General features: G+C 57.1%; 20 protein-coding genes. All 20 read left to right on the forward strand.

Going from position 1 to position 22,294, the window contains the following annotated elements:
• Positions 1-105: 105 nt before the first annotated feature.
• The 20 genes from DWB63_RS05475 to DWB63_RS05570 all read left to right on the forward strand — a co-directional run bounded on the left by DWB63_RS05475 (position 106) and on the right by DWB63_RS05570 (position 22,263).
• On the forward strand, positions 106-738 hold the full coding sequence (locus tag DWB63_RS05475) for a hypothetical protein (RefSeq protein ID WP_128327811.1): 633 nt from the start codon (positions 106-108) through the stop codon (positions 736-738).
• Positions 739-847: 109 nt separating this feature from the next.
• A complete protein-coding gene (locus DWB63_RS05480) occupies positions 848-1,774 on the forward strand; it encodes an ABC transporter substrate-binding protein (protein WP_128327812.1) in 927 nt (308 codons plus the stop codon).
• 3 nt (positions 1,775-1,777) lie between these two features.
• A complete protein-coding gene (locus tag DWB63_RS05485; protein WP_128327813.1) occupies positions 1,778-2,512 on the forward strand; it encodes an ABC transporter ATP-binding protein in 735 nt (244 codons plus the stop codon).
• The gene (locus DWB63_RS05490; protein ID WP_128327814.1) at positions 2,506-3,270 is read left to right on the forward strand and encodes an ABC transporter permease subunit; all 765 of its coding nucleotides are present in this window, start codon (positions 2,506-2,508) and stop codon (positions 3,268-3,270) included. Before DWB63_RS05485 ends, DWB63_RS05490 begins: the two co-directional genes overlap by 7 nt.
• A 51-nt stretch (positions 3,271-3,321) precedes the next feature.
• Entirely contained in the window at positions 3,322-4,254 is a 933-nt protein-coding gene (locus DWB63_RS05495) for a PhoH family protein (RefSeq protein WP_241648639.1), read from the forward strand.
• On the forward strand, positions 4,251-4,733 hold the full coding sequence (ybeY, locus tag DWB63_RS05500) for an rRNA maturation RNase YbeY (RefSeq protein ID WP_241648643.1): 483 nt from the start codon (positions 4,251-4,253) through the stop codon (positions 4,731-4,733). Before DWB63_RS05495 ends, ybeY begins: the two co-directional genes overlap by 4 nt.
• A 2-nt stretch (positions 4,734-4,735) precedes the next feature.
• Complete coding sequence (locus DWB63_RS05505) at positions 4,736-6,298, forward strand: ATP-binding protein (RefSeq protein ID WP_128327816.1); 1,563 nt, start codon at positions 4,736-4,738, stop codon at positions 6,296-6,298.
• Positions 6,299-6,537: 239 nt separating this feature from the next.
• Positions 6,538-7,437, forward strand: a complete 900-nt coding sequence (argF, locus tag DWB63_RS05510; protein ID WP_128327817.1) for an ornithine carbamoyltransferase — start codon at positions 6,538-6,540, stop codon at positions 7,435-7,437.
• Between the two features lie 25 nt (positions 7,438-7,462).
• On the forward strand, positions 7,463-8,695 hold the full coding sequence (locus DWB63_RS05515) for an argininosuccinate synthase (protein WP_128327818.1): 1,233 nt from the start codon (positions 7,463-7,465) through the stop codon (positions 8,693-8,695).
• Between the two features lie 3 nt (positions 8,696-8,698).
• Positions 8,699-10,084 (forward strand): argininosuccinate lyase, encoded by a 1,386-nt coding sequence (argH, locus tag DWB63_RS05520; RefSeq protein ID WP_128327819.1) that lies wholly within the window; start codon positions 8,699-8,701, stop codon positions 10,082-10,084.
• A gap of 144 nt (positions 10,085-10,228) precedes the next feature.
• Positions 10,229-12,259, forward strand: a complete 2,031-nt coding sequence (ftsH, locus tag DWB63_RS05525) for an ATP-dependent zinc metalloprotease FtsH (protein ID WP_128327820.1) — start codon at positions 10,229-10,231, stop codon at positions 12,257-12,259.
• Between the two features lie 14 nt (positions 12,260-12,273).
• Positions 12,274-13,113: a dihydropteroate synthase gene (gene folP, locus DWB63_RS05530; protein ID WP_128327821.1), complete on the forward strand. Its 840-nt coding sequence runs from the start codon at positions 12,274-12,276 to the stop codon at positions 13,111-13,113.
• 9 nt (positions 13,114-13,122) lie between these two features.
• Entirely contained in the window at positions 13,123-13,872 is a 750-nt protein-coding gene (cdaA, locus tag DWB63_RS05535; protein ID WP_128327822.1) for a diadenylate cyclase CdaA, read from the forward strand.
• Between the two features lies 1 nt (position 13,873).
• The gene (locus DWB63_RS05540) at positions 13,874-14,776 is read left to right on the forward strand and encodes a CdaR family protein (protein WP_128327823.1); all 903 of its coding nucleotides are present in this window, start codon (positions 13,874-13,876) and stop codon (positions 14,774-14,776) included.
• A gap of 32 nt (positions 14,777-14,808) precedes the next feature.
• Positions 14,809-16,161: a phosphoglucosamine mutase gene (glmM, locus tag DWB63_RS05545; RefSeq protein ID WP_128327824.1), complete on the forward strand. Its 1,353-nt coding sequence runs from the start codon at positions 14,809-14,811 to the stop codon at positions 16,159-16,161.
• Between the two features lie 25 nt (positions 16,162-16,186).
• Positions 16,187-17,059, forward strand: coding sequence for a UTP--glucose-1-phosphate uridylyltransferase GalU (gene galU / locus DWB63_RS05550; RefSeq protein WP_128327825.1), 873 nt, complete (start codon positions 16,187-16,189; stop codon positions 17,057-17,059).
• A 70-nt stretch (positions 17,060-17,129) separates the two neighbouring features.
• Positions 17,130-17,855 carry a hypothetical protein gene (locus DWB63_RS05555; RefSeq protein WP_128327826.1) on the forward strand — a complete coding sequence of 242 codons (726 nt, stop codon included), beginning with the start codon at positions 17,130-17,132 and terminating at the stop codon, positions 17,853-17,855.
• A 35-nt stretch (positions 17,856-17,890) separates the two neighbouring features.
• Positions 17,891-20,230: a primosomal protein N' gene (gene priA / locus DWB63_RS05560; protein WP_347231961.1), complete on the forward strand. Its 2,340-nt coding sequence runs from the start codon at positions 17,891-17,893 to the stop codon at positions 20,228-20,230.
• 68 nt (positions 20,231-20,298) lie between these two features.
• Positions 20,299-20,808: an OmpH family outer membrane protein gene (locus DWB63_RS05565; RefSeq protein WP_128327828.1), complete on the forward strand. Its 510-nt coding sequence runs from the start codon at positions 20,299-20,301 to the stop codon at positions 20,806-20,808.
• 27 nt (positions 20,809-20,835) lie between these two features.
• Positions 20,836-22,263, forward strand: a complete 1,428-nt coding sequence (locus tag DWB63_RS05570) for an SH3 domain-containing protein (RefSeq protein ID WP_241648645.1) — start codon at positions 20,836-20,838, stop codon at positions 22,261-22,263.
• Positions 22,264-22,294 lie beyond the last annotated feature (31 nt).

Consider the following 22,294-nt stretch of genomic DNA (forward strand, 5'->3'; position numbering starts at 1 on the left):
CGTAAAAGCCATTTTATATGCGGATTAATGGTTTTCATCATGTATCATGTATGCTAGGGCCTAATTGTTTGTTTTAATGATAATCAACAGGCAGTTGGAGTTGATATGATGAAAATGAGTTTGATGGTGTGCACGGCGTTTTTATTGCTTTTTGGGGGGTGTAACGGCAAACGGGTCAGTCCGGTTGATCCGAACGTCTATCAGGGTGCCGGTTGTCCGACGGTTGTCCTGGCTGAAGATATGCGCCATGTCACAGGACCTGATCAAGAAAGCCTACCAGGGCAATACGCGGGTCCGATATGTCCGATTTTTAATTCTGATGTCAGTATTAGTGTTGTGAATGACGTGTATGTTTCTGCCGTTGACGATGTTCCAATTGATCTTTGCATACTTAATCGGGAAACCTTGAGGGGGGCCCGTGGCGGGTGGGTCCTGCAGGAAGGTGACCAGGTAAGCCTGAACGGCAAGTATTATCATGAATCTTTTAGCTTTGTTAACCTTGAAAGCGAAAAACCCGGCGTGGATATTTTCAAAAAGTACCTTGCCGATCTGGGATATACGGCTACTGGCCCGGGTTTTATAGTCTATCGGGTGGGAAGGAATGTTGGTCCCAGAATTCGATTTAAAATAGTGTATTTATACAATCTCGAGAAGCTGCCTCCGACAGTCGAAAGGACAGAGGATTCTTTGAAGGCGTTCATGCGTGAGCAATTTGGAGAGCGGGTCAGCATTTCCTAGTCCGGGCAGGAAAACAACGAATAACGGCGGACAGGTCACATCCTGTCCGCTTTTCTTTCTGGTTTTGCCGTGTTAAATCATCGCCAGCAAAGTTAAGGGGAAGTGTTTGATGAAAAAAATTCTGTTTGCTGTTGTTGTGACCCTGATTTTTTCTGTTTCCGCCCATGCTGAGAGCCATGCCGTCCGGTTCGGCATCCTGCCGGTCATCGATACGCTGCCGCTTCAGGTGGCGGTCAAGGACGGCCTGTTCGCGAAACATGGTCTGGATGTGGAGCTGGTCGGGTTCATGTCAGCTCTGGAGCGCGACACGGCTATGCAGACCGGCCGGATCGACGGTTATTTCGGCGACCTCATCGCCACATACATGCTTATACATCAGGGTGTTCCCATGCGCATAGCCCTGACCTCCTGGCGCACCACGCCCGGATATCCCATGTTCGGCATCGCGCTTTCGCCTGCCAACAAGGATCGTGATCTGGGCGACATGAAAGGGCGGAGCCTGGCCCTGTCCAAATCCACGGTCATGGAGTTTCTGGCTGACAAGATGGAGGACCACCTGGGCGTGAACCGGGGCCATTTCTCCCAGGTGGAAATCAAGAAGATGCCCATCCGGCTCCAGATGCTCATGACCGATCAGGTGGACAGTGCGCTCCTGCCCGAGCCGCTGCTTTCCCTGGCCCGACTCAAGGGGGGAGGGCTTTTGGCCACGGCAGAGGATCTTGATCTGCCCCTGACCGTGCTTTGTCTTCACGAGAACTATTTCAAGAACGATGGCGATGCGTACAGGCGGTTTATCGCCGCCTACAGGGAGGCGGTGCAGCGCTTGTCCGACGCCCCGGAGGATTATCGTCAGCTCATGGCCGAGACCTGCCGGATTCCCAAGCCCCTGGTATCCGAATTTCCCGTCTATCCTTTCCCTGCTCCCGCACTGCCCACCACGGCGGAACTGGACGAGGTGCAGGCATGGATGCTGGAAAAGGGACTGCTCAAGACCAAGGTGGCGCATGAAACCGCACTTTCTCCGATCATTCCCTAGCGTATGTTGATTGCCGAGAACCTGGCCAAATCCTATGACGGACAAACCGTCATCGAGGAAGTTTCCTTTTCCCTCGGGAACGGGGAGACCCTGGCCGTGGTCGGTCCTTCGGGGTGCGGCAAGACCACCTTGCTCTATCTCCTGAGCGGACTGGCCGCCCCGGACATGGGCCGGGCGTTGCTGGACGGGCGTCCCATCACGGCTCCGACCTCGGATGTTTCCATCATTTTGCAGGATTACGGCCTGTTGCCCTGGCGTTCCGTCATCGACAACGTGGCCCTGGGGCTGAAGATACAGTCCGTGGGCAGGCGTGAACGGCTGGAGCGGGCCAGGGCGCAACTGGCCGAGGTCGGTATTCTCGGGCGCGACAACGACTATCCGGCGAACCTGAGCGGCGGGGAACAGCAACGCGTGGCCATTGCCCGCGCCTTTGTCTCCTGCCCCCGGTTGACCCTGCTGGACGAGCCTTTTTCCTCCCTTGACGCCCTGACACGTGAGCGGCTGCAACTGGCCCTGCTGGAAACCTGGCAGCGGAGCCAGGTGCCGTATGTGCTGGTCACCCATTCTCTGGAAGAGGCCGTCATGCTCGGCAAGCGCATCATGGTCATGTCGGCCCGTCCGGCCCGTCCCGTGGCCGTGTTCGAGAATCCCGGATTCGGCGATGCGCGCATTCGCGACACCGAAGAGTGTTTTGCCCTGCTCAAGCAGTTGCGGCATACGGTGGAGGCATTATGGTAGGGATGTGCAGATGCTGTCTCCGCTACGGACTGGTCGTTCTGGTCATGGGCATTCTGTGGAAGCTGGCCGCCCTGGCCTTGGGGGGCGTTATCCTGCCGTACCCGGAGGACGCCCTGTTCGCGCTGGTGCAGGCCATGGGCACGCAGCTTTTCTGGGAGCATTTCCTGGTCAGCGGCTACCGCGCTGTCACGGCCATGATCCTGGCCTGGGGTGTGGCCTTCCCCCTCGGATTGATCATGGGCAGCGTCACGGGCGTGGACGCCGTGCTGGCCCCGTTCGTTTTTTTGACCTATCCGGTCCCCAAGATAGTGCTCCTGCCGATTTTCCTGCTCCTGCTCGGGCTGGGCGACACCTCAAAGATCGCCATGATAGCGCTTATCCTCGGCTATCAGATTCTGGTCACCACCAGGGATGGGGTCCGATCCATCCATCCCAAGTATTTCGATTCGGTCCGGTCCCTGGGCGGCACGAACATGGACGTGTTGCGCGAGGTCCTGCTTCCTGCCTCCCTGCCCCACGGGTTCACGGCCCTGCGGCTCGGCACCGGTGTGTCCGTGGCCGTGCTTTTTTTCGTGGAATCCTTTGCCACCACACGGGGGCTGGGATATATGATCATGGACGCGTGGGGAGCCATGGACTACCTGACCATGTTCTCCGGCATCCTGGGCATGTCCATCATGGGCGCGGCCCTGTATGAAATAGCCAATATACTGGAGCGCAAGGCATGCAAGTGGATGTTTTTGCGCGCCAAGGAATAATCGGAGGGAACGACTCTGTCCGTCACCAAGCTTGAATTCGACGACGGCCATTTGGCCAGCCAGCTTTTCGGACCTCACGGCCAGCACCTGAAGCTCCTGGGTGAGCGCATCGGGGCGCGCATTGAAAGCCGTGGAAACTCCGTTGTCATCAATTTACCGGAAGGGGAGGAGGACAAGGCGGACCTGGCGGCCCAGGTCCTGACCCAGCTTTACGCCATGATCCGGCGGGGCAAGGCCATTTATCCCCAGGACGTGGATTTCGCCTGTCGTATTCTTGAACGTCAGCCGTCAGCCGACGTAGGCGAGGTTTTCAAGGGCGATGTCTACGCCACTTCCGGCAAGCGGACCGTGTCGCCCAAGTCCCTGAACCAGCGCGAATACCTGGACGCCATCCGCGAGTCGGACATGACCTTCGGCATTGGTCCGGCAGGCACGGGCAAGACCTATCTGGCCGTGGCCATGGCCGTGGGCGCACTGGCCCGGCGTGAGGTCAAGCGCATCGTATTGACCCGCCCGGCTGTCGAGGCCGGTGAAAAGCTCGGTTTTCTGCCCGGTGATCTGGCCGAAAAGATCAATCCCTATCTGCGCCCCCTCTACGACGCCCTGCATGACATGTTCGACTTCGCCAAGGTTCAGGATTATCAGGAGTCAGGGATCATTGAGGTGGCGCCGCTCGCCTTCATGCGCGGCCGTACCCTGAATGACGCCTTCATCATCCTGGACGAGGCCCAGAACACCACGCCGGAGCAGATGAAGATGTTTCTTACCCGGTTGGGCTTCGGCTCCAAGGCGGTGGTCACCGGAGACATCACCCAGATCGATCTGCCGGTCCATTCCAATTCAGGCCTGCTTCATGCCCGGCGTATCCTGGGCAATGTCGCCGGTGTCAAGTTCATCACTTTTGACGAACACGACGTCATCCGGCATCCCCTGGTGGGACGCATTGTCCGGGCCTATGACATTCATGAGAGGAACGGCAAGTGAGTTCGGCCGGTCATGTGGAGATCTTGTACGAAACCCGGCTTGACCCGAGGTTCCCGCTTTCCCGGCATGAGCTGGGGGCGTTGACGGATGTCATTCTCGATGCCTTGGGTCTGACCGGAAAGACCTTTTCCCTCAAGCTCGTGGATGATCGTGAAATAGCCCGTCTCAATAAGGAATTCCTTGGCTGTACCGGCCCTACCAATATTCTCAGTTTTCCGGCGGACGTCGAAGACCATGGGGCGGACCATGCCGACGAGGACTCGGCCGTATTTCTCGGGGAGCTGGCATTGTCCGTGGACGCCCTTGGCCGCGAGACGGATCTTTACGGTCAGGATCCGATGGAGCATCTGGTCCGGTTGCTGGCCCACGGACTCCTGCATCTTGCCGGGTATGATCACGGCGAGGAAATGTATGCGCTGACCGACGGCGCCGTGGACAGGGTTGTTCTGGAACAGGCCGATTGCGGGATAGCGGGGTAGGCATGAAGCGTAAAAGAGGCATTCGGGGCAAGGAACTCTATCAGGTTGTCTTTTTCGGCGTCATTTTTACGGTGGCTGCCATCGGCGCGCTGGCCTACTGGGGCGTGTGGGAAATCCGCAGGGATGCGGCCGTGGTGGCAGTGGAAAGTTCCGCACGGGGATTGTCCGGTGCGGTAACCGTGCTACTCAATGCGGTACGAAACTCCAACGGGGAAATCGGCGAAGGTGTGCTCTCCAGCCTCGAGCCAGGCGATCTGCGAAAGGAGTTCCAGAAGGTTTTTGAAAAGCATCCGGCGGTGACTGCGGCCTTTGTCAGCGATGTTCAGGGTTTGCAATACATGCTCACCAGGCGGTTCGGCGGAGTGGTCGAAGCCGTCCCTGATCAAAACCATATGAACATGACATGGACTCTCTATAGAAACGGTAACGAGCAGGATGCCGATTTTACGGGGTGGACAGTGGACTTACCGCAGGTGAACCGGATTTTGGGCGAAGAGTTCGCACATCTGGAGCCGGGGCAGGTCAACTGGCGAAGTTCAAATAGTTTTCATCATGCCGAAGGGGCTTGGGTTACGGCTTCGTCCCTGGTTGAAGCACAGGGCGGTGGAAGGCTCATGCTTTCCTTTGCTTTTCCCGTGGATGCCATCCTGTCCCAGTTGGGCGGTGCGGAAAAGGGCGGTGCGGAACGGATTTTTCTCTATTGGGCCAACGGCGTGGCCATGTCCGTCAATGCTGCGGGGACCGAGTCGGTCCGCGAGCAGGGCGGCAAACCGTTGCGGTCGGATGAGCTGAGCGATCCCGTGGTCAGGACGGCGGTCACCCGGTTGGCGACCGATGCGCCTGTCGGGCCTTTTTCCTATGTGGTGGAAGGTGAAATCTGGTGGGCTTATGCCCTGCCGCTGACCATCTTCGGCGACACCATGTCGCTTGGAGTGGCCGTACCCAGGAATAACGTCCTTTCCACCCTGACCAGCGATTCCTTCCTGCAGTGGGGGGCCGTGGTCCTGATCATGGTCGCCTTTGGCGTTCTGTTTGTTCTGCACAGGAACCGGGGGCGGATAGAGGCCCTTGGAATGCGCCGGGAAGCCGCTGTCACCGAGCAGGATGTTCTGGATATTATCAGCTCGGGCGAAGGAGGGCGGGTCGAATTCAAGCAGACACTGCGATTCAACCTCAAGTCCGGCAAAAACGGTCGGGAGATCGAGCACGCCAGCCTCAAGACCGTATCCGCCTTCATCAACTCCGAGGGGGGCACATTGCTTGTCGGTGTGGCGGACGACGGGACCGTGACCGGGTTCGGCGAAGATGACTTTGACAGCGACGACCGGGCCCTGCTGCATTTCAATAATCTGGTCAACAGGCACATCGGTACTGAATTTTCACGCTACATCGACAGCGCCGTTATCGAGGTCCGGGGACAGAAGGTCTTGCGCGTCCATTGTATACCGGCTCCGGCTCCGGCGATCCTTGATTCTGGAAAGAGTGAGGAATTCTATGTTCGTAGCGGTCCTGCCAGCCGCATCCTGACACTCAAACAATTCTATGACTGGCTCAAGAAGCATTAGCGGTTATCATCTACTACCAGAACCGACCATTCCATAGCGAGTGACGGTTCAAATCTAGGTGCCGGATATGCGAACGTAACGTTTTGTTTTCGACAGAGGAATCACTGGCCGGACATGGGCGTCACGCCTGCATTTCCCGGCTTTTTTGGCCTCCCAAAATCCTTTACATTCATTTTGATATGGGCCAAACTCCATCTCTTTCGTTATATCAAGGCAATCGATGATGGAGTAAACGTACGATGCCCAAACATTTTCTGACCATTCTGGATATCCCAAGGGATGAGGCAAAGCAGGTTCTGCTCAGGGCCAAGGAAATGAAGGACAACAAGGTCCGGACTGATCTTTTGGCTGGCAAAACCCTGCTCTTGATTTTTGAAAAAGCCTCCACTCGGACCCGTGTGTCTTTCGAGGTTGGCGTGCGCCAGCTCGGCGGCGATCCCGTGTTTATCGCTTCCAAGGATTCTCAACTGGGCCGCAGTGAGCCGCTGAAAGACACCGCCCGGGTTCTGACCCGATACGCGGACGGTCTCATCGTGCGAACCTTCGGCCAGGAGAAGTTGGAAACCCTGGTCGAATACGGTGATATCCCGGTGGTCAATGCCCTGACCGACGAATACCATCCCTGCCAGATCATGGCCGACGTGCTGACCATGTATGAACGCACGCCGAACCTCGAAGATCTCAAGGTGGCCTGGGTAGGCGACGGCAACAACATGGCCCATTCCTTCATCAACGGTGCAGCCGCGTTCGGCTATGAGCTGACCCTGGCCTGCCCTAAAGGGTATGAGCCGGATCAGGCCATTCTGGACAAGGCCGTGGACCTGGGCGCAAAGGTGACCCTGACCCGCGACCCTGCCGTGGCCGTTTCCGGTGCGCATTACGTCAATACCGATGTCTGGGCTTCCATGGGCCAAGAAGAAGAGCAGAAGAAGCGCGAAGCCGCCTTTGCCGGGTTCGAGGTCAATGATTCGCTCATGGGCAAGGCTGCTGCTGACGCCAAGTTCATGCACTGCCTGCCCGTCCATCGCGGCGAGGAAGTGTCTGAAGCCGTGTTCGAGTCCCCGGCCTCCATCGTCTGGGATCAGGCAGAGAACAGGTTGCACATGCAAAAAGCCATTCTTGAATGGATATATAAATAATTTATTTGGATACGAGGGATATATAATGCAGAAAATTGAAAAGGTCGTGCTGGCCTATTCCGGTGGGTTGGACACCTCCATCATCCTCAAGTGGATCAAGAATCAGTACAATTGCGAAGTCATCTGCATGACCGCCGACCTTGGTCAGGGCGAAGAGATGGACGGCATAGAAGAAAAGGCGTTGGCCACCGGTGCGGTCAAGGCCTACGTCGAGGATATGCGCGAGGAATTCGTTCGCGATTATGTTTTTCCCATGTTTCGGGCCAATGCCCTGTATGAGGGCCGGTACCTGCTCGGTACCGCCATTGCCCGTCCGCTGATTTCCAAGCGCATGGTGGAGATCGCCGAATTGGAAGGCGCCCAGGCCGTGGCCCACGGTGCCACAGGCAAGGGCAACGACCAGGTTCGGTTCGAGCTGGCCACCATGGCTCTGAATCCGAGGATGCAGACCATCGCCCCCTGGCGCGAATGGGAGCTGAAGTCCCGGACGGACCTCATCAATTACGCCACCGAAAACAAGATTCCCATCCCTGTGAGCCGCAAGAAGCCGTGGTCCATTGACGCCAACCTGCTGCACACCTCTTTCGAGGGCGGTGAGCTGGAAGATCCCTGGAATGCCCCCGGCCCGGACTGCTATCGCAATATCACGCCGCCCGAGAAGTGCCCCAATAAGCCCGAGGAAATCACCATTGATTTCGAGGCGGGTGATCCCATCGCCATCAACAGCGTGAAGTATTCTCCTGCGGCCTTGCTCGCCAAGCTCAACGAAATGGGCGGCAGGCACGGCATCGGTCGTGTGGACATGGTCGAAAACCGGTTCGTGGGCATGAAATCCCGCGGCGTGTATGAAACCCCGGGCGGCACTATCCTGGCCGCGGCCCACCGCGATCTGGAGGGGTTGTGCATGGACCGTGAGATGATGCATCTGCGGGACAGCCTTATTCCCAAATACGCCGAGATGGTCTATTATGGATACTGGTTCTCGCCCGAGCGCGAAGCGTTGCAGGCCATGATCGACAAGTCCCAGGAAAAGATTACCGGCACTGTCCGCGTCAAGCTCTACAAGGGCAACTGTGTACCGCTTGGTCGCAAATCGCCGTTCTCGCTGTACAATCCGGAATTGGCCACCTTTGAGGAAGACTACGTCTACGACCAGGCCGACGCCGCAGGCTTCATCAAGCTGGTGGGTCTCAGGCTGAAGGGGCGGATGCAGCAGTCCAAATGGGGCGGGAAAGACAACGAAGATTCCTGCGAGTAGTTTATGGCAGAAAAGAAAATGTGGGGCGGGAGATTCGCCGAAGGAACAGCCGCGTCCATGGAGGCGTACTCGGAATCGGTGTCCTTTGACAGGCTGCTTTACGCCGAGGATATTCGCGGTTCCCAGGCCCATGCACGGGTGTTGGCCAGGCAGGGATTCTTGACCGCTGACGAAGCCTCGGCCATCTGTGGCGGCCTTGACCGGGTCAAGGCGGAGATCGAATCCGGCGAGTTTCAGTGGCGGACAGAGCTTGAAGATGTGCACATGAACATCGAGTCCCGGCTGACAGAGATCGTCGGACCCCTGGGCGGAAAACTGCACACGGCCCGCAGCCGAAACGATCAAGTGGCCCTGGATTTCAGATTGCATGTGGCCGCGCGTCTGGCCTGCTGGCAGCAGTATCTTGCGAGTCTCGTCGAGGTCTTCGTGGCCCGCGCCGAAGAACACAAGGGAACCATGCTGCCCGGCTGCACTCATTTTCAGCCTGCCCAGCCCGTGAGTCTGGCGCACCATCTGCTGGCTTACTGCCAGATGTTCAAGCGCGACCATGCGCGCGTCACCGACGCCCTCAAGCGGGTGCGGGTCATGCCGCTCGGCGCGGCCGCGCTGGCCGGAACCACCCACCCGGTGAACCCGCAGGCCGTGGCCGATGACCTGGGTATCGACGAGATTTTCGCCAACTCCATGGATGCCGTGTCCGATCGCGATTTTGTGCTGGAGTCCGTGTTTGCAGGCAGTCTGGTCATGGTGCATCTCTCCCGTTTCTGCGAGGAGATCATCATCTGGGCCAATCCGAATTTCGGCTATGTGAAGTTGCCCGATCAGTATTCCACCGGATCGAGCATCATGCCTCAGAAGAAGAACCCCGACGCCTGCGAGATCATGCGCGGAAAGACGGGCAGGGTGGTCGGTTCACTCATGGGTTTGCTGGTGCTCATCAAAGGGCTGCCCATGACCTACAATCGGGACATGCAGGAAGACAAGGAGCCGTTTTTTGACGCGGATCAAACCGTGTCCGCATCTTTGGGCATCATGGCCGACATGCTCCGGCAGATCGAGTTCGTGCCCGAAAAGATGGTCGCCACAGTGAAGCGCGGTTTTCTCAATGCCACCGAGCTGGCCGACTATCTTGCGGCCAAGGGCGTTCCCTTCCGCGATGCGCATCACATCACGGGCGCAGCCGTGGCCTATGCCGAGAAAAAAGGCTTGGGGCTGGAAGATATGGAGCTTTCCGAATTGAAGCAATTTTCTGAAGATATCGAGGGGGATATCTTCGGCGTGCTGGATTATGCGGCGGCCATCGAGCGGAGGACATCCCCTGGCGGGACCGGTCCGGATTCCGTGCTGGCGCAGATCAGCGGGTTGAAAGAGTGGCTCGGGTCCCTGTAGCGGACAATCCGGGTAGGAGCTTTTTTGTGTGAACACCTTGATTTTTGAGACAGGGGCATTACTCTAGAGACTTGATATCGCTGTGAAGTGATACCTCGCCCGGCTTTCGGGCCATCGCATTTGACCCTTACGGAGGAATCTCCTTTGAACAACCATATGAAAAACCTTGTTATCTGGGCGATCATCTTCATCCTGATGGTTGTCCTGTTCAATCTTTTTAACCAGCCCCCGGTTCCCAGAGACACGCCGTCCTACAGCGAGTTCCTGTCGATGGTGGACAGCGGAACTGTGACCCAGGTAAAAATTCAGGGTCCCAAGATCTCCGGTGTGAAGAGTTCGGGCGAGTCGTTCCAGACCTACGCCCCGGACGATCCGAACATGATCCAGAACCTGATCTCCAAAGGCGTCGAGGTTAAGGCCGAGCCGCCGGATGAATCTCCCTGGTACCTGACCATGCTGTTGTCCTGGTTCCCCATGCTTCTGCTCATCGGCGTTTGGATTTTCTTCATGCGCCAGATGCAGGGCGGTGGCAGCGGTGGACGCGGAGCCATGAGCTTTGGGCGGTCCAAGGCGCGCCTCATAAACGAGGAGACCGCCAAGGTCACCTTCGAGGATGTGGCCGGTGTGGATGAAGCCAAGGAAGAACTCTCCGAGATAGTCGATTTCCTGCGCGAACCGCGCAAGTTCACCCGTCTGGGAGGTCGTATCCCCAAGGGTGTCCTTCTGGTGGGCGGTCCCGGTACGGGTAAGACCCTGCTGGCGCGGGCCGTGGCCGGAGAGGCCAATGTCCCGTTTTTCTCCATTTCCGGTTCGGACTTCGTGGAGATGTTCGTGGGCGTGGGCGCATCCCGTGTGCGTGACCTGTTTGCCCAGGGCAAGAAAAATGCTCCTTGTCTGATTTTCATTGACGAAATTGATGCCGTTGGCCGTCAGCGCGGGGCAGGTCTCGGCGGTGGACATGACGAGCGCGAGCAGACCCTGAACCAGTTGCTTGTTGAAATGGACGGTTTTGAATCCAACGAGGGCGTTATCCTGGTGGCCGCCACCAACCGTCCCGACGTGCTTGATCCGGCTCTGCTCAGGCCCGGTCGGTTTGACCGTCAAGTTGTGGTTCCCAACCCGGATCTGCGCGGGCGGGAACGTATCCTCAAGGTGCACAGCCGCAAGACCCCGCTGTCTCCTGAAGTGAATCTGGAAGTCATCGCCCGCGGCACGCCCGGTTTTTCCGGTGCTGACCTGGAAAACCTGGTCAACGAGGCCGCCCTGGGGGCAGCCAAGCTCGGCAAGGACCGGGTGGAGATGGGTGATTTCGAGGAGGCCAAGGACAAGGTCATGATGGGTGGTCGCGAACGGCGCTCCATGATTCTTTCCGATGATGAAAAGCGGACCACGGCCTACCACGAGGCAGGACATGCCCTGGTGGCAAAACTCCTGCCCGGTACCGATCCGGTCCACAAGGTTTCCATCATCCCCCGCGGTCGCGCCCTTGGCGTGACCATGCAGTTGCCTGGTGAGGATCGGTACGGCTATTCCAAGGAATTCCTCAAGAATAATATTGCCATGCTTCTGGGTGGCCGTGTCGCCGAGGAACTCGTTTTGAATCAGTTGACCACCGGAGCCAGCAACGACATCGAGCGGGCCACCAAGACTGCGCATAACATGGTCTGCCTGTGGGGCATGTCCGACAAGATCGGACCCATGAGTTTCGGTGAAAATCAGGAACAGGTCTTTCTGGGTAAGGAACTCATCCACAGCAAGGACTATGGCGAGGAAACGGCCAAGTTGATCGATTCAGAAGTGCGCCGCTTTGTGGACGAAGCCTACGAAAAGGCAACAGAACTGCTCAAGGGCAACCTTGATGTGTTGGAATTGATCGCTCAGGCATTGCTCGACCGTGAGACCATCACAGGTGCGGATATCGATCTGCTCATGGAAGGCAAGGAATTGCCGCCCATGGAACCGGTCAATAGCTCTGGTAATAACTCAGGCGGCAATGCCTCTTCCGATGGAACCGTTGCCGGGTATACTGCTGATGGTCGTGTCGTGAAGACGACCGACCCCGGATACAAGCCCGTCAGCGAAAGCCCGGCCGAAACCGGGAATGATTTCATCCTTGAAGAAGACGACGGAAAATCCGAACCCGATGGGGACGATTCCGATAACAAGATACAGTAATCACGATACTATTGATGATTGAGACAACATGGACACTTAAAGGGGGCAAGGTCTTGGGGCCTGCCCCCTTCTTTATTACCGGAGTCGTCAACGTGACCCCGGACTCCTTCTATGACGGAGGCGCGCATGAAGACGTGTCGTCCGCCGTGGAGCACGGTCTCGAACTGGTTCGCCAGGGTGCGCATATCCTGGACGTCGGAGGGGAGTCCACCCGGCCGTATGCCGATTCCGTGAGCGAAGCCGAGGAGCTTCGGCGTGTCGTGCCCGTGATAACCCGGTTGGCCGGGGCCGGTCTCGATGCGGTCATTTCCGTTGATACCTACAAGGCCGAGGTGGCGGCGCAGGCCCTTGAGGCCGGAGCGCATATCGTCAACGACGTTTCCGCCTTCCGGTTTGATCCCGCCCTGTTGGATGTCCTGGCCCGGTACAAACCCGGTTACGTGCTCATGCATTCCCAGGGGAAGCCGGAGGCCATGCAGGATCAACCGGAGTATACGGATATCATAGACGAGATCATGGCCTTTTTCGAAGAGCGCCTGGCACGGCTTGACAAGGTGGGGTTGCCCATGGATCGTGTCGTTCTCGATCCGGGCATCGGGTTCGGCAAGACGCTGGAGCATAACCTGGCTATCCTCAGGGAAGTGGAGCGTTTCAAGTCGCTGGGTTTTCCCTTATATTTGGGATTGTCCAATAAATCCTTGTGGCAAGGGCTGTTGGGACTTAAGGTCGACCAGAGGCAGAACGCAACTCAGGCAGCCACGTCATTGATGGCAGCCAAGGGCGTTGCCGTTCATCGTGTACACGAAGTCGAATTTGCGCGCCAGGCGTTGACCATAGCTCGGGAATTAGCGTAGTTAAATATTATGTTTGAGCTTTTCGGAATACAGATTACCTGGAGAGTGCTGCTCGATATCGGGCTGGTAGCTTTCCTGTATTACAATCTTATCGTGCTTGTTCGCGGCACACGCGCTGCCGCAGTTCTCTATGGCATGGTCATAGTGCTGATAATCTATTATTTTTCCGATATATTCAACCTGTATACGCTTAACGCCCTGCTCGGCGAATTTCTGACGTCCATCTTTTTGGTGGTGATCATCCTGTTCAAGACCGATATCCGCAAGGCTTTGGCCTCCGTGGGTACCAGGCGGTTCTGGACCAAGTCCCAGATGCGGGACGATACCTTGGACCAATTGACCAAGGCGGTCATGAGCATGTCTCATTCTTCCACCGGAGCCATCATCGTCATGGAGAAGAACATGCCGCTTGGCGATATCGTGGAACGCGGTATCGAGTTGGACGCCAAGGTGAATACCGAACTCATTGAGACCATTTTCGTCACAGAAACGCCTCTGCATGACGGGGCGATCATTATCCGGCGTGACCGCATAGTGGCTGCCGCGTGCATTTTGCCGCTGTCCAGCAAGCTCAGGGGGCAACCCATGTACGGTACCCGTCACAGGGCGGCTCTCGGTATCTCCGAAGGCTCGGACGCTGTGACCATAGTGGTATCCGAGGAGCGCGGCGAGGTCTCGGTTGCCATGAACGGGCGATTGACTACCAGTTTGGATGAAACCCGTTTGCGCCGCGTGCTCAAGAACGCATTGGGACGTTGATATGAAGAACTGGCAAACTGTCATTCTTTCCATCGCATTGGCCGTGTTTACCTGGTTTCTGGTGACCGGCCGGGAGGTGGTTGAGACCTGGGTGGACATGCCGCTCGTCATGACCAATCCGCCGGAAGGCCTTATCATCGAGGACGGTCTGGTGGACAAGATCCAGGTCCGCCTGCGTGGTCCCAAGGGGTTGGTCGGCAACCTTTCTTCCCAGAATTTGACCTACCCGGTGAACGTCAGTGATCTCAAGATCGGCGAGCGGGTGGTGGACATAGAGACATCCAAGATTCCCCTGTCTTCGACCTATGAAATCATCGAGGTCAAACCCAACAGATTGAAATTGAAGGTGGACAGGCGTATTTCCAAGGAAATCCATGTGGAGGCTGCCTGGGCCGGTAATCTCAATGCCGACTACAAATTGCAGGAAGTCCTTGCCGTACCCGACTTGGTAGTCATTCGGGGGCCGGAGACCATGCTCAGGAAGATTACCTCCGCCAGGGTGGTCCTCAATGAGGATTTTCCTGAAGACGTGCCCAAGTCGTGGGCCGAGGACGTGGCCCTGGAGTTGCCCGCAAAGATTGAAGCTTCACCCGGCCAAGTGCGGGTCGAGGCCTTCTTCACTCCCAAGACCCGCCAGATTTGGGTCAAGGTTCCTCTTGAGTTTCATGAACCCGGGGGCTACAAGGCCACGGTCTCTCAGCAGTACGTGCGTCTGTTGATCGAGGGACCGGTTTTCCTGTTCCATGACGATGAGTATCGCAAGGCGATCGGAGCCTCTCTGACATTCGGCACAACCATGGCTCCGGGCACTTTCGAACTGGATTACGATGTCACTCTTCCTGACGGTTGCCGTTTGGAAAAACGGAACCCGGAAACAGTGACGACCACTCTTAAGAAAGGTTAGACCGCCTTAACGGCGGCGTTTCGGAGCAATCCATGAAGCAGAGGCTATTCGGAACCGACGGCTTGCGCGGTCAGGGCAATATATTTCCCATGACCCCGGAGATCGCGCTCAGGCTGGGCCTGGCCGCCGGTCAGTATTTTCGCAACGGCAAACGGCATCACCGTGTGGTTATAGGCAAGGATACCCGGTTGTCCGGGTACGTGTTCGAGACCGCTCTGACAAGTGGGCTGTGCGCCAATGGCATGGATGTATTTCTGGTCGGTCCCATGCCTACCCCGGCCATATCCTTCCTGACGCGGAACATGCGCGCTGATTTGGGTGTGGTTATTTCCGCGTCTCACAATCCGTTTATGGATAACGGCATCAAGTTCTTTGATCACAACGGATTCAAGTTGCCCGACGAGGTGGAGGACGAGATCAGCGAACTGGTTCTGAACAACGACACCCAATGGGATTATCCTCCTGCCGAGGATGTCGGGCGTGCTCATCGCATAACCGACGCCCATGGTCGGTATATCGTGTATCTCAAGAACAGTTTTTCTCCCAATCTCACCTTGGACGGTTGCAAGATCGTGCTCGATTGCGCCCATGGCGCGGCCTACGGTGTTGCTCCTGTTGTACTGGAAGAATTGGGTGCGAAGGTCATCCGGGTCGGCGTGACCCCTGACGGCTTGAATATCAACCAGAAGTGCGGTTCGCTCTATCCCGAAGTCATTTCCAGAATGGTCATGGAAGAGCGGGCGGATATGGGTATTGCCCTGGACGGCGACGCCGACAGGCTCATTGTCTGCGACGAGAACGGGCGTATCCTGGACGGCGATCAGATCATGGCTTTGTGCGCTTTGGAACTGATGGAGAAGGGCGCCTTGCCGGGTAACATGCTGGTATCCACGGTCATGAGCAACATGGCCCTGGAATTGTTCATGAAGGACAACGGCGGGACATTGCTGCGGACTGACGTCGGCGACCGGTATGTAGTGGAGGCCATGCGGCGGGAAGGGGCCATGCTCGGCGGCGAGCAGTCGGGGCATCTCATCTTCATGGAACATTCCACCACGGGCGACGGATTGCTTGCCGCGCTCCAGCTACTCCGCATCATGCGCGAAAAGGAACGGCCTTTGTCCGAATTGGCAGGGCTTTTGGAGCCGTTTCCCCAGGTTCTCAAGAATGTCCACGTGAAACGGAAAATTCCCTTTGACCAGGTTCCCGAGGTCCAGGCGGCCGTGCGCAAGGTCGAAGACGCACTCAAGGGCAAGGGCAGGGTGTTGTTGAGATATTCCGGCACCGAAGCGGTCTGCCGGGTCATGGTGGAAGGCCCCGATGCCGACAAGGTCGACATGTATACGGACGAGATTGTCCAGTCTTGTGAAAATTATTTGAAATAATATCATTTCTTAAATGGAGGATTCTATGGATATCAAGAAGGTCGTCATACCCGTTGCTGGATGGGGTACACGTTCACTCCCGGCCACCAAGAATGTTCCCAAGGAAATGCTGCCCATTTTTCGCAAGCCTATCGTGCAGTATATCGTTGAGGAAGGCATTGACGCCGGTCTGACGGATGTGGTTTTCGTGACCAACCAGAACAAGACGATCATCGAGGATCATTTCGACCGTAACTTTTTGCTGGAGCAGCTTCTTGAACGGGCCGGAAAGACCAAACTGCTTGAGGAAGTCCGCCGGGTGGCCAATCTGGTCAACGTCATCGGCGTCCGACAAAAGGAACAACTCGGCCTGGGCCACGCAGTGCTCACTGCCCGCGAGATCTGCAAGAACGAAGCGTTTGCGGTCATGCTTGGCGATGACCTCATGTTCGGCAAGAATACCGGCATCGGCGAGTTGATCAAGGCTGCCCAGGCGACCGGCAAGGCCGTTGTGGGCGTCATTGAGGTTCCTGAAGAGAAGGTCAGTAAATACGGTGTGATAGGTGGAGAACGCCTTGGCAATCACATGTACCGTGTGACCAACCTGGTGGAGAAACCGTCCGCAGAAGCCGCTCCGTCCAACCTTGCCATCATCGGTCGTTACGTCCTGTTGCCTGAAATTTTTGATATTCTTGAAGGTCAAAAGGCGGGCGTCGGTGGCGAAATCCAACTTACCGACGCGCTTCAGGGACTGGCTGATCAGGACAAGCTCATTGCAGTGAAGCTGGGCGGTCAGCGTTTTGATGCCGGTGACTGGGTTGAATACCTTACGGCCAATATTTATTTTGCCTTGCATGATGAAGAGCTTCATGACGATCTTGTCAAGCGTTTGCATGAACTGCTGCCTTGTTCGGAATAATCCTGAACAACGCGTGCGGTTGCGCCTTTGTCAGTCCGCAAATCCACAGGCGTTTGAGTAACAAAGAAAAATGAAGACACTGTATCTCATTCTCCTATTGTGCCTTACGGCGTTGCCCGCCTCTGCCTTTACGCCTGACGGCGAAGAATTGGCAGGGGGGCTTCGCAAGAACTTCGGTCCCCTGACTTCCTGGGAAGCCAAGATGACCTTTCCCGACTATCCGGAAGTGTCGGTCAAGGTTTGGTATGCCGGAGGCAAATGGCGGCAGGAGTGGCAGGCCGGAGATTCGGCCATGGCCATAGGGCGCGGCGGCACTGTGGTCGGTTCCTGCACTGTCGAGGGGTTTGCATCGTCTCCGTTGTTTGTCTGGATGCCGCCAGCCCCGCTGGATTCCTGGAAGTCCTGGGGCGTGGACGAGACCACGGGCAACTTCGGCTTCTGCGGCGACATCCCGTGTTTCATGCTCGGCGTGGAACCAGGCGATGACACCAGGCCTGCCGTGTATCTCAATAATGAGGATTTTGCGCCGCTGCTGGTGCGCTATGCCTCGGAAAGCGGGATGATCACGGTGGAATTTCTCGATTACAAGACGTTTGCGGGATACCGTGTTCCTCAACGTGTGGTTGTGCTTGCGGGTGATGAAAGGCTTGAGGCCGCAGTGGAGTGGGTCAGGCTGAACGGCGCAAACAAGCCCGAACTGTATGAGCGCGATCTGTTTGCCGTGAGGCCGTGTGCGGAACCGTCCATGCCTTTTCAGTTCCTGCGGGATTCCTTTCGCTATCCCCTGGTCAGGTAGTTGGCGACATGGCCGATCTCTGGCAGGTAACGCTCGTGAGTCCACCGTATGAGGCGTGGACATACGCGCGGCCTTCGCATTTTCCCGACCTCAGCCCCGGTCAGCGGGTCATCATTCCGTTTGGAAAATCCCATCGGGCCGGTATCGTTGTCGGACCTGCCGCCGAGGTTCCCATGGGAATCGAAATCAAGGAAATGATCTGGCCACTGGAACGCACACCGCTGCTTTCTGACGACTTCGTGGACATGGCCGTGAATCTTGCGTCCCGTCAGATGGTCAATGTGGGCCGTATCCTTGAAACAACTCTGCCTCGTGGTCTTCGTACCGCTGCGGTTACCTTCAAGGTGGACAAGCATCTTTCCGAGCGGAATTTTCCGGCATCCATGCGCCCGGCGGATTTGGTCCGGGCACATCCTGATGACAAAGTCGAGCTTATGAAGCTGTGGCTGGACGGCCGCATGCGGGTGGTCTTCAATGCTCGCAAGGAAGCCGAGGAACGCTTTGTTTCCCTTGAATCCGATCCGCCCTGGGCGGTCAGACCCAATGCCAAACGGCAACTCCAGCTTCTGGAATATCTTTTGGAAAACGGTCCGCAAAGCTTGTTTTCCTTGCGGCACGGGTTGGGGGATTGGACTGCTGATGTGGCCGCCAAGCTTGAAGGAGCGGGTATTGTCCGCACTGGTGAATTGACCGCCGATCAACTGGCCGAAATAGACGAGGGACCGAAGCCGGACGCTGAGATTCAGGGCCGTGAATTTGCCCTGACAGACGAGCAGCAGGCCGCTCTTGTCGACATGACGGTTACGTTGAATGACGGAGGGGGAGCGCATCTGGTGCACGGTGTGACCGGTTCCGGCAAGACCGTTCTTTATTTGGAAATGGCTGAAAAGTGCCTGGAACAAGGGAAGTCGGTCCTATTGCTTGCCCCTGAGGTGGCCCTTGCCTGCCAGTTGTACAGGACCGTGGCCGGCCGCTTCCCGCAGGTTCGCACCATTTTTTATCATGGCTACCAGAGTCCCAAGAAGCGGGAAGCCGCGTTCAGGGAACTGGCCCGCGAGCAGAATCCGGTCATCGTGGTCGGCACCCGATCCGCCGTGTTTCTGCCCATGCCGGGGCTGGGCATGGTGGTCATGGACGAGGAGCACGACGAATCCTTCAAGCAGGAAGACCGGCTGGCCTACCATGCAAAGGAGGTCGCCTGGTTCAGGATGGACCGGGGCAAGGGGTTGCTCCTGCTCGGTTCGGCCACGCCGGACGTCAAGACATTCCATGCTGCCAGCCAGGGGGCCATCGCCGTATCCACGTTGAAGAACCGGGTGGGAGAGAGCCGGTTGCCCGAGGTGGAACTGGTGGATATTTCCGGTCTGAGCAATGCGAACCAACTGCTTTCCCCGAAGGTCAAGGCCGCCATGCACGATGCCGTCGATGCCGGGGAGCAGGTCATTGTCATGCTCAATCGGCGCGGGTATGCGCCGCTCATGTACTGCCTGGACTGCGCCCAGACCGTGCGCTGTCCCGAATGCGAGGTGGGTATGACCTACCACAAGGGGCGGGAACGGCTGGTTTGCCACTATTGCGGCCTGACCTATTCCTATCCGCTCCTGTGCCGTAATTGCGGTGGTTCGAATTTCATTCCCATGGGCGAAGGCACCGAACAATTGGAGGAAGTGCTCAAGGAGCAGCTCCCAGAAGGAACCAAGGTGTTGCGTTTGGACCGTGACGCCACCCGACGGCAGGAGCGGCTGGAAGAAATCCTTGGCGCATTCGGTCGGGGGGAAGCCCAGGTTCTCGTGGGAACGCAAATGATCTCCAAGGGACATCATTTCCCTGGTGTGACTCTGGTAGTAGTGGCTGACGGTGATCTCGGTCTCAATCTGCCGGATTACCGTTCTTCGGAGCGAACCTTTCAATTGCTGGTGCAGGTCGCAGGGCGCGCCGGACGCGGCAAGGATCCGGGCCGGGTGCTGATCCAGACGCGTAATCCGGGCCACCCCGTATGGAAGGATATCCTGGCCGCAAACTATGCCGGATTCTTCGAACGCGAAGTGTCACGGCGTAACTTGTTCCGGTATCCGCCGTTCTCCCGGCTTGCGCTCATACGCATCAGTTTTCCCGTTGAGTTCAAGGAGGGGCCGACCGTCCTGAGCAGGCTTGGGGATATCCTCCGGGAGCAGGCCAAGGCCATCGGTGTGGATGTGCTCGGACCGGCCCCGGCTCCGCTGTCCATGCTGCGGGGCAGAAAGCGTTTCAACTGTCTGGTCAAGTCGAACGATTGGGGCAAGGTGCGGACTCTCTATTCCTTTCTGGACAGGGCCAACAGCAATTCGAAAATGGTGCGCACCAGTCTCGACCTGGATCCGCTTTCATCCCTGTAATGGGTCGACAAGGGGCGGCGTTGTCGCTACATTGCCCCATTCTTAAAGATAATAAGGCAGTCATTTTTATGAAGCATGTTCATGTCCTTTTGTCATTTGTCGCGATATGCACCCTCTGTGCAGCCACGGCATCGGCGCAGTCGTCCAAAGTCGGATTCGTCAATCCGCAGCGGATCATCAATGAATCGAAGATGGGACGCATCGCCCAGGAAGACCTGTCCCGCCTCGGCAAGGAAAAGGACCGACGCGTGCGCGAGTCCCTGAGCCTGGTTGAAAAGTTGCAGGAAAGTCTCAAGGAAAAGGCCCTGTCAGTGACCGAGCAGCAGAGCCGGGAAAGCGGCTTGCGCGCGGCTGTACGGGACTACGAGCGGTTGGTGGAGAACAGCAACCTGGAAATTCAGAGCGAGGAACGGCGGCTCATTCAGTTCGTCATGCAGCGGGCGGATTCCACCCTCAAGGCTATTGCCCAGGAAATGGGGTTCACCCTGATCCTGACTGATCCTGAGATCATCGGATATGTGGACAGCTCCGTGGATATTACCGATAGGGTCATCAATGAACTGGATTCCATGCAGTAGGCGGGTGAATATATGCATAAAATTCTAATGACAACCCTTGTTGCCGCCTGTCTGCTGTTGGTCGCGTCCGCGGCTTTCGCCTTTGGCGAGATTGCGTATCCCGACAGACCGCTCAATCTGAGGGCAAGCCGTTCGCCCAAGGCGGCCTGGATAGGCAGCCTGTATCCGGGACAGAAAGTCAGAATCGCCCATGAAAAAGACGGTTGGGTGGCAATATATGAGCCTGGCGAAACCGATAGCAGTGAAGCCGCTGCCGTGGGTTTTTCCAATGCCAAGTATCTCAAGAAGACGCGCGGTCGGTACGAGCCGGTAGTTTGGGGCGAGCTTGTGTACACTCCCCGGACGCTCAACGTGCGTTCCAAACCCAGCGTCAAGGGGAACAAGGTCGGCTCTCTCCATGGCATGGAGCATGTGCTCATAGACTTTCCCGAGGATGACTGGACAATGGTGTTTGCTCCTGATGCTACCATTCGGTCCCAGATGAATGCCATGGGGTATTGCGCTGCCAAGTATTTTCAGCCAGCCACCGAAGAGTCCAAGGCCAAGGCCGGACTGGCAACCGGTACGGAATCGTCTGTTCAGGAAGTGGCGGAAGTCCCGAGCGGCTCGGGTCAGGTCAGTGGTGCCGCAGTTGCTGCGCCCGATCCTGTTTCTTCAGAGATGTTGCGCGTGGTTCTGACGGCCAAGGTCAATGTTCGTCAGAGCCGGACCTCCAGTTCGCCGCTGGTCAGAACGCTCAAGCCGAACGAAATTGTCCAGATCGGTCTGTTGCGAAATGGCTGGTATGCGGTGTTTTCGGCCAACGACATGATTCGATCGGAAAGCAGTTCCATGGGATATGCCCTGCAAAGTCTGATCGACAAGGCAACGAGTCCTGCGCCCGTTGTCAAGCCGGTTTCCGTTCCAGTTCCCGTGCCCGCCCCGGAGGTGGTCACGATGGAAGCCATAAAGAGCGAAGCTGTTCGGCCCGAGGCCGCGACATCCGCCCCAGAGCCCGTTGCGCCAATGCCCGCAACACCGGAAACGGTCGTTTCCGAGCCTGTTCCGGCACCTCCGTCAGCGGTCGTGGCGACAGTTCCAAAACAGCAGACAATGGTCATAGACCGGTCCGCCTTTGCCAAGGGCAAGCGGCCTGATCCCACGCCGAATCAGACGGCCCACGGCTATCAGTATCGGTTGGTGGAAAAGTCCGAGGCCCGGCAGTTCGGCGAGAACTGGATAACGCTCAAGGTGTTTCTTTCCACCTCCAAACTGCCCGGCAGGGATGCGCTCAAGGATTTTGCCGAAACCCTGTGGAAGGATCACAAGCGGGTGACCAAGAAGCTGGTCGTGTTGATCTATCTTCCCGGTATGGACATGGAGAACCTGGCTTACGGCGTAATCAAGTTCGATGATGAGAAGATGCTGGAACTCTGGGTTCGGAAAGCGACCCTGTTCGGCACAAAATTCATGTAGTTTCAACCACGCAAAAAAGCCCTCGCCCGGA

Origin of the sequence: Pseudodesulfovibrio sp. S3, assembly GCF_004025585.1 — a bacterium.
Lineage (GTDB): Bacteria > Desulfobacterota > Desulfovibrionia > Desulfovibrionales > Desulfovibrionaceae > Pseudodesulfovibrio.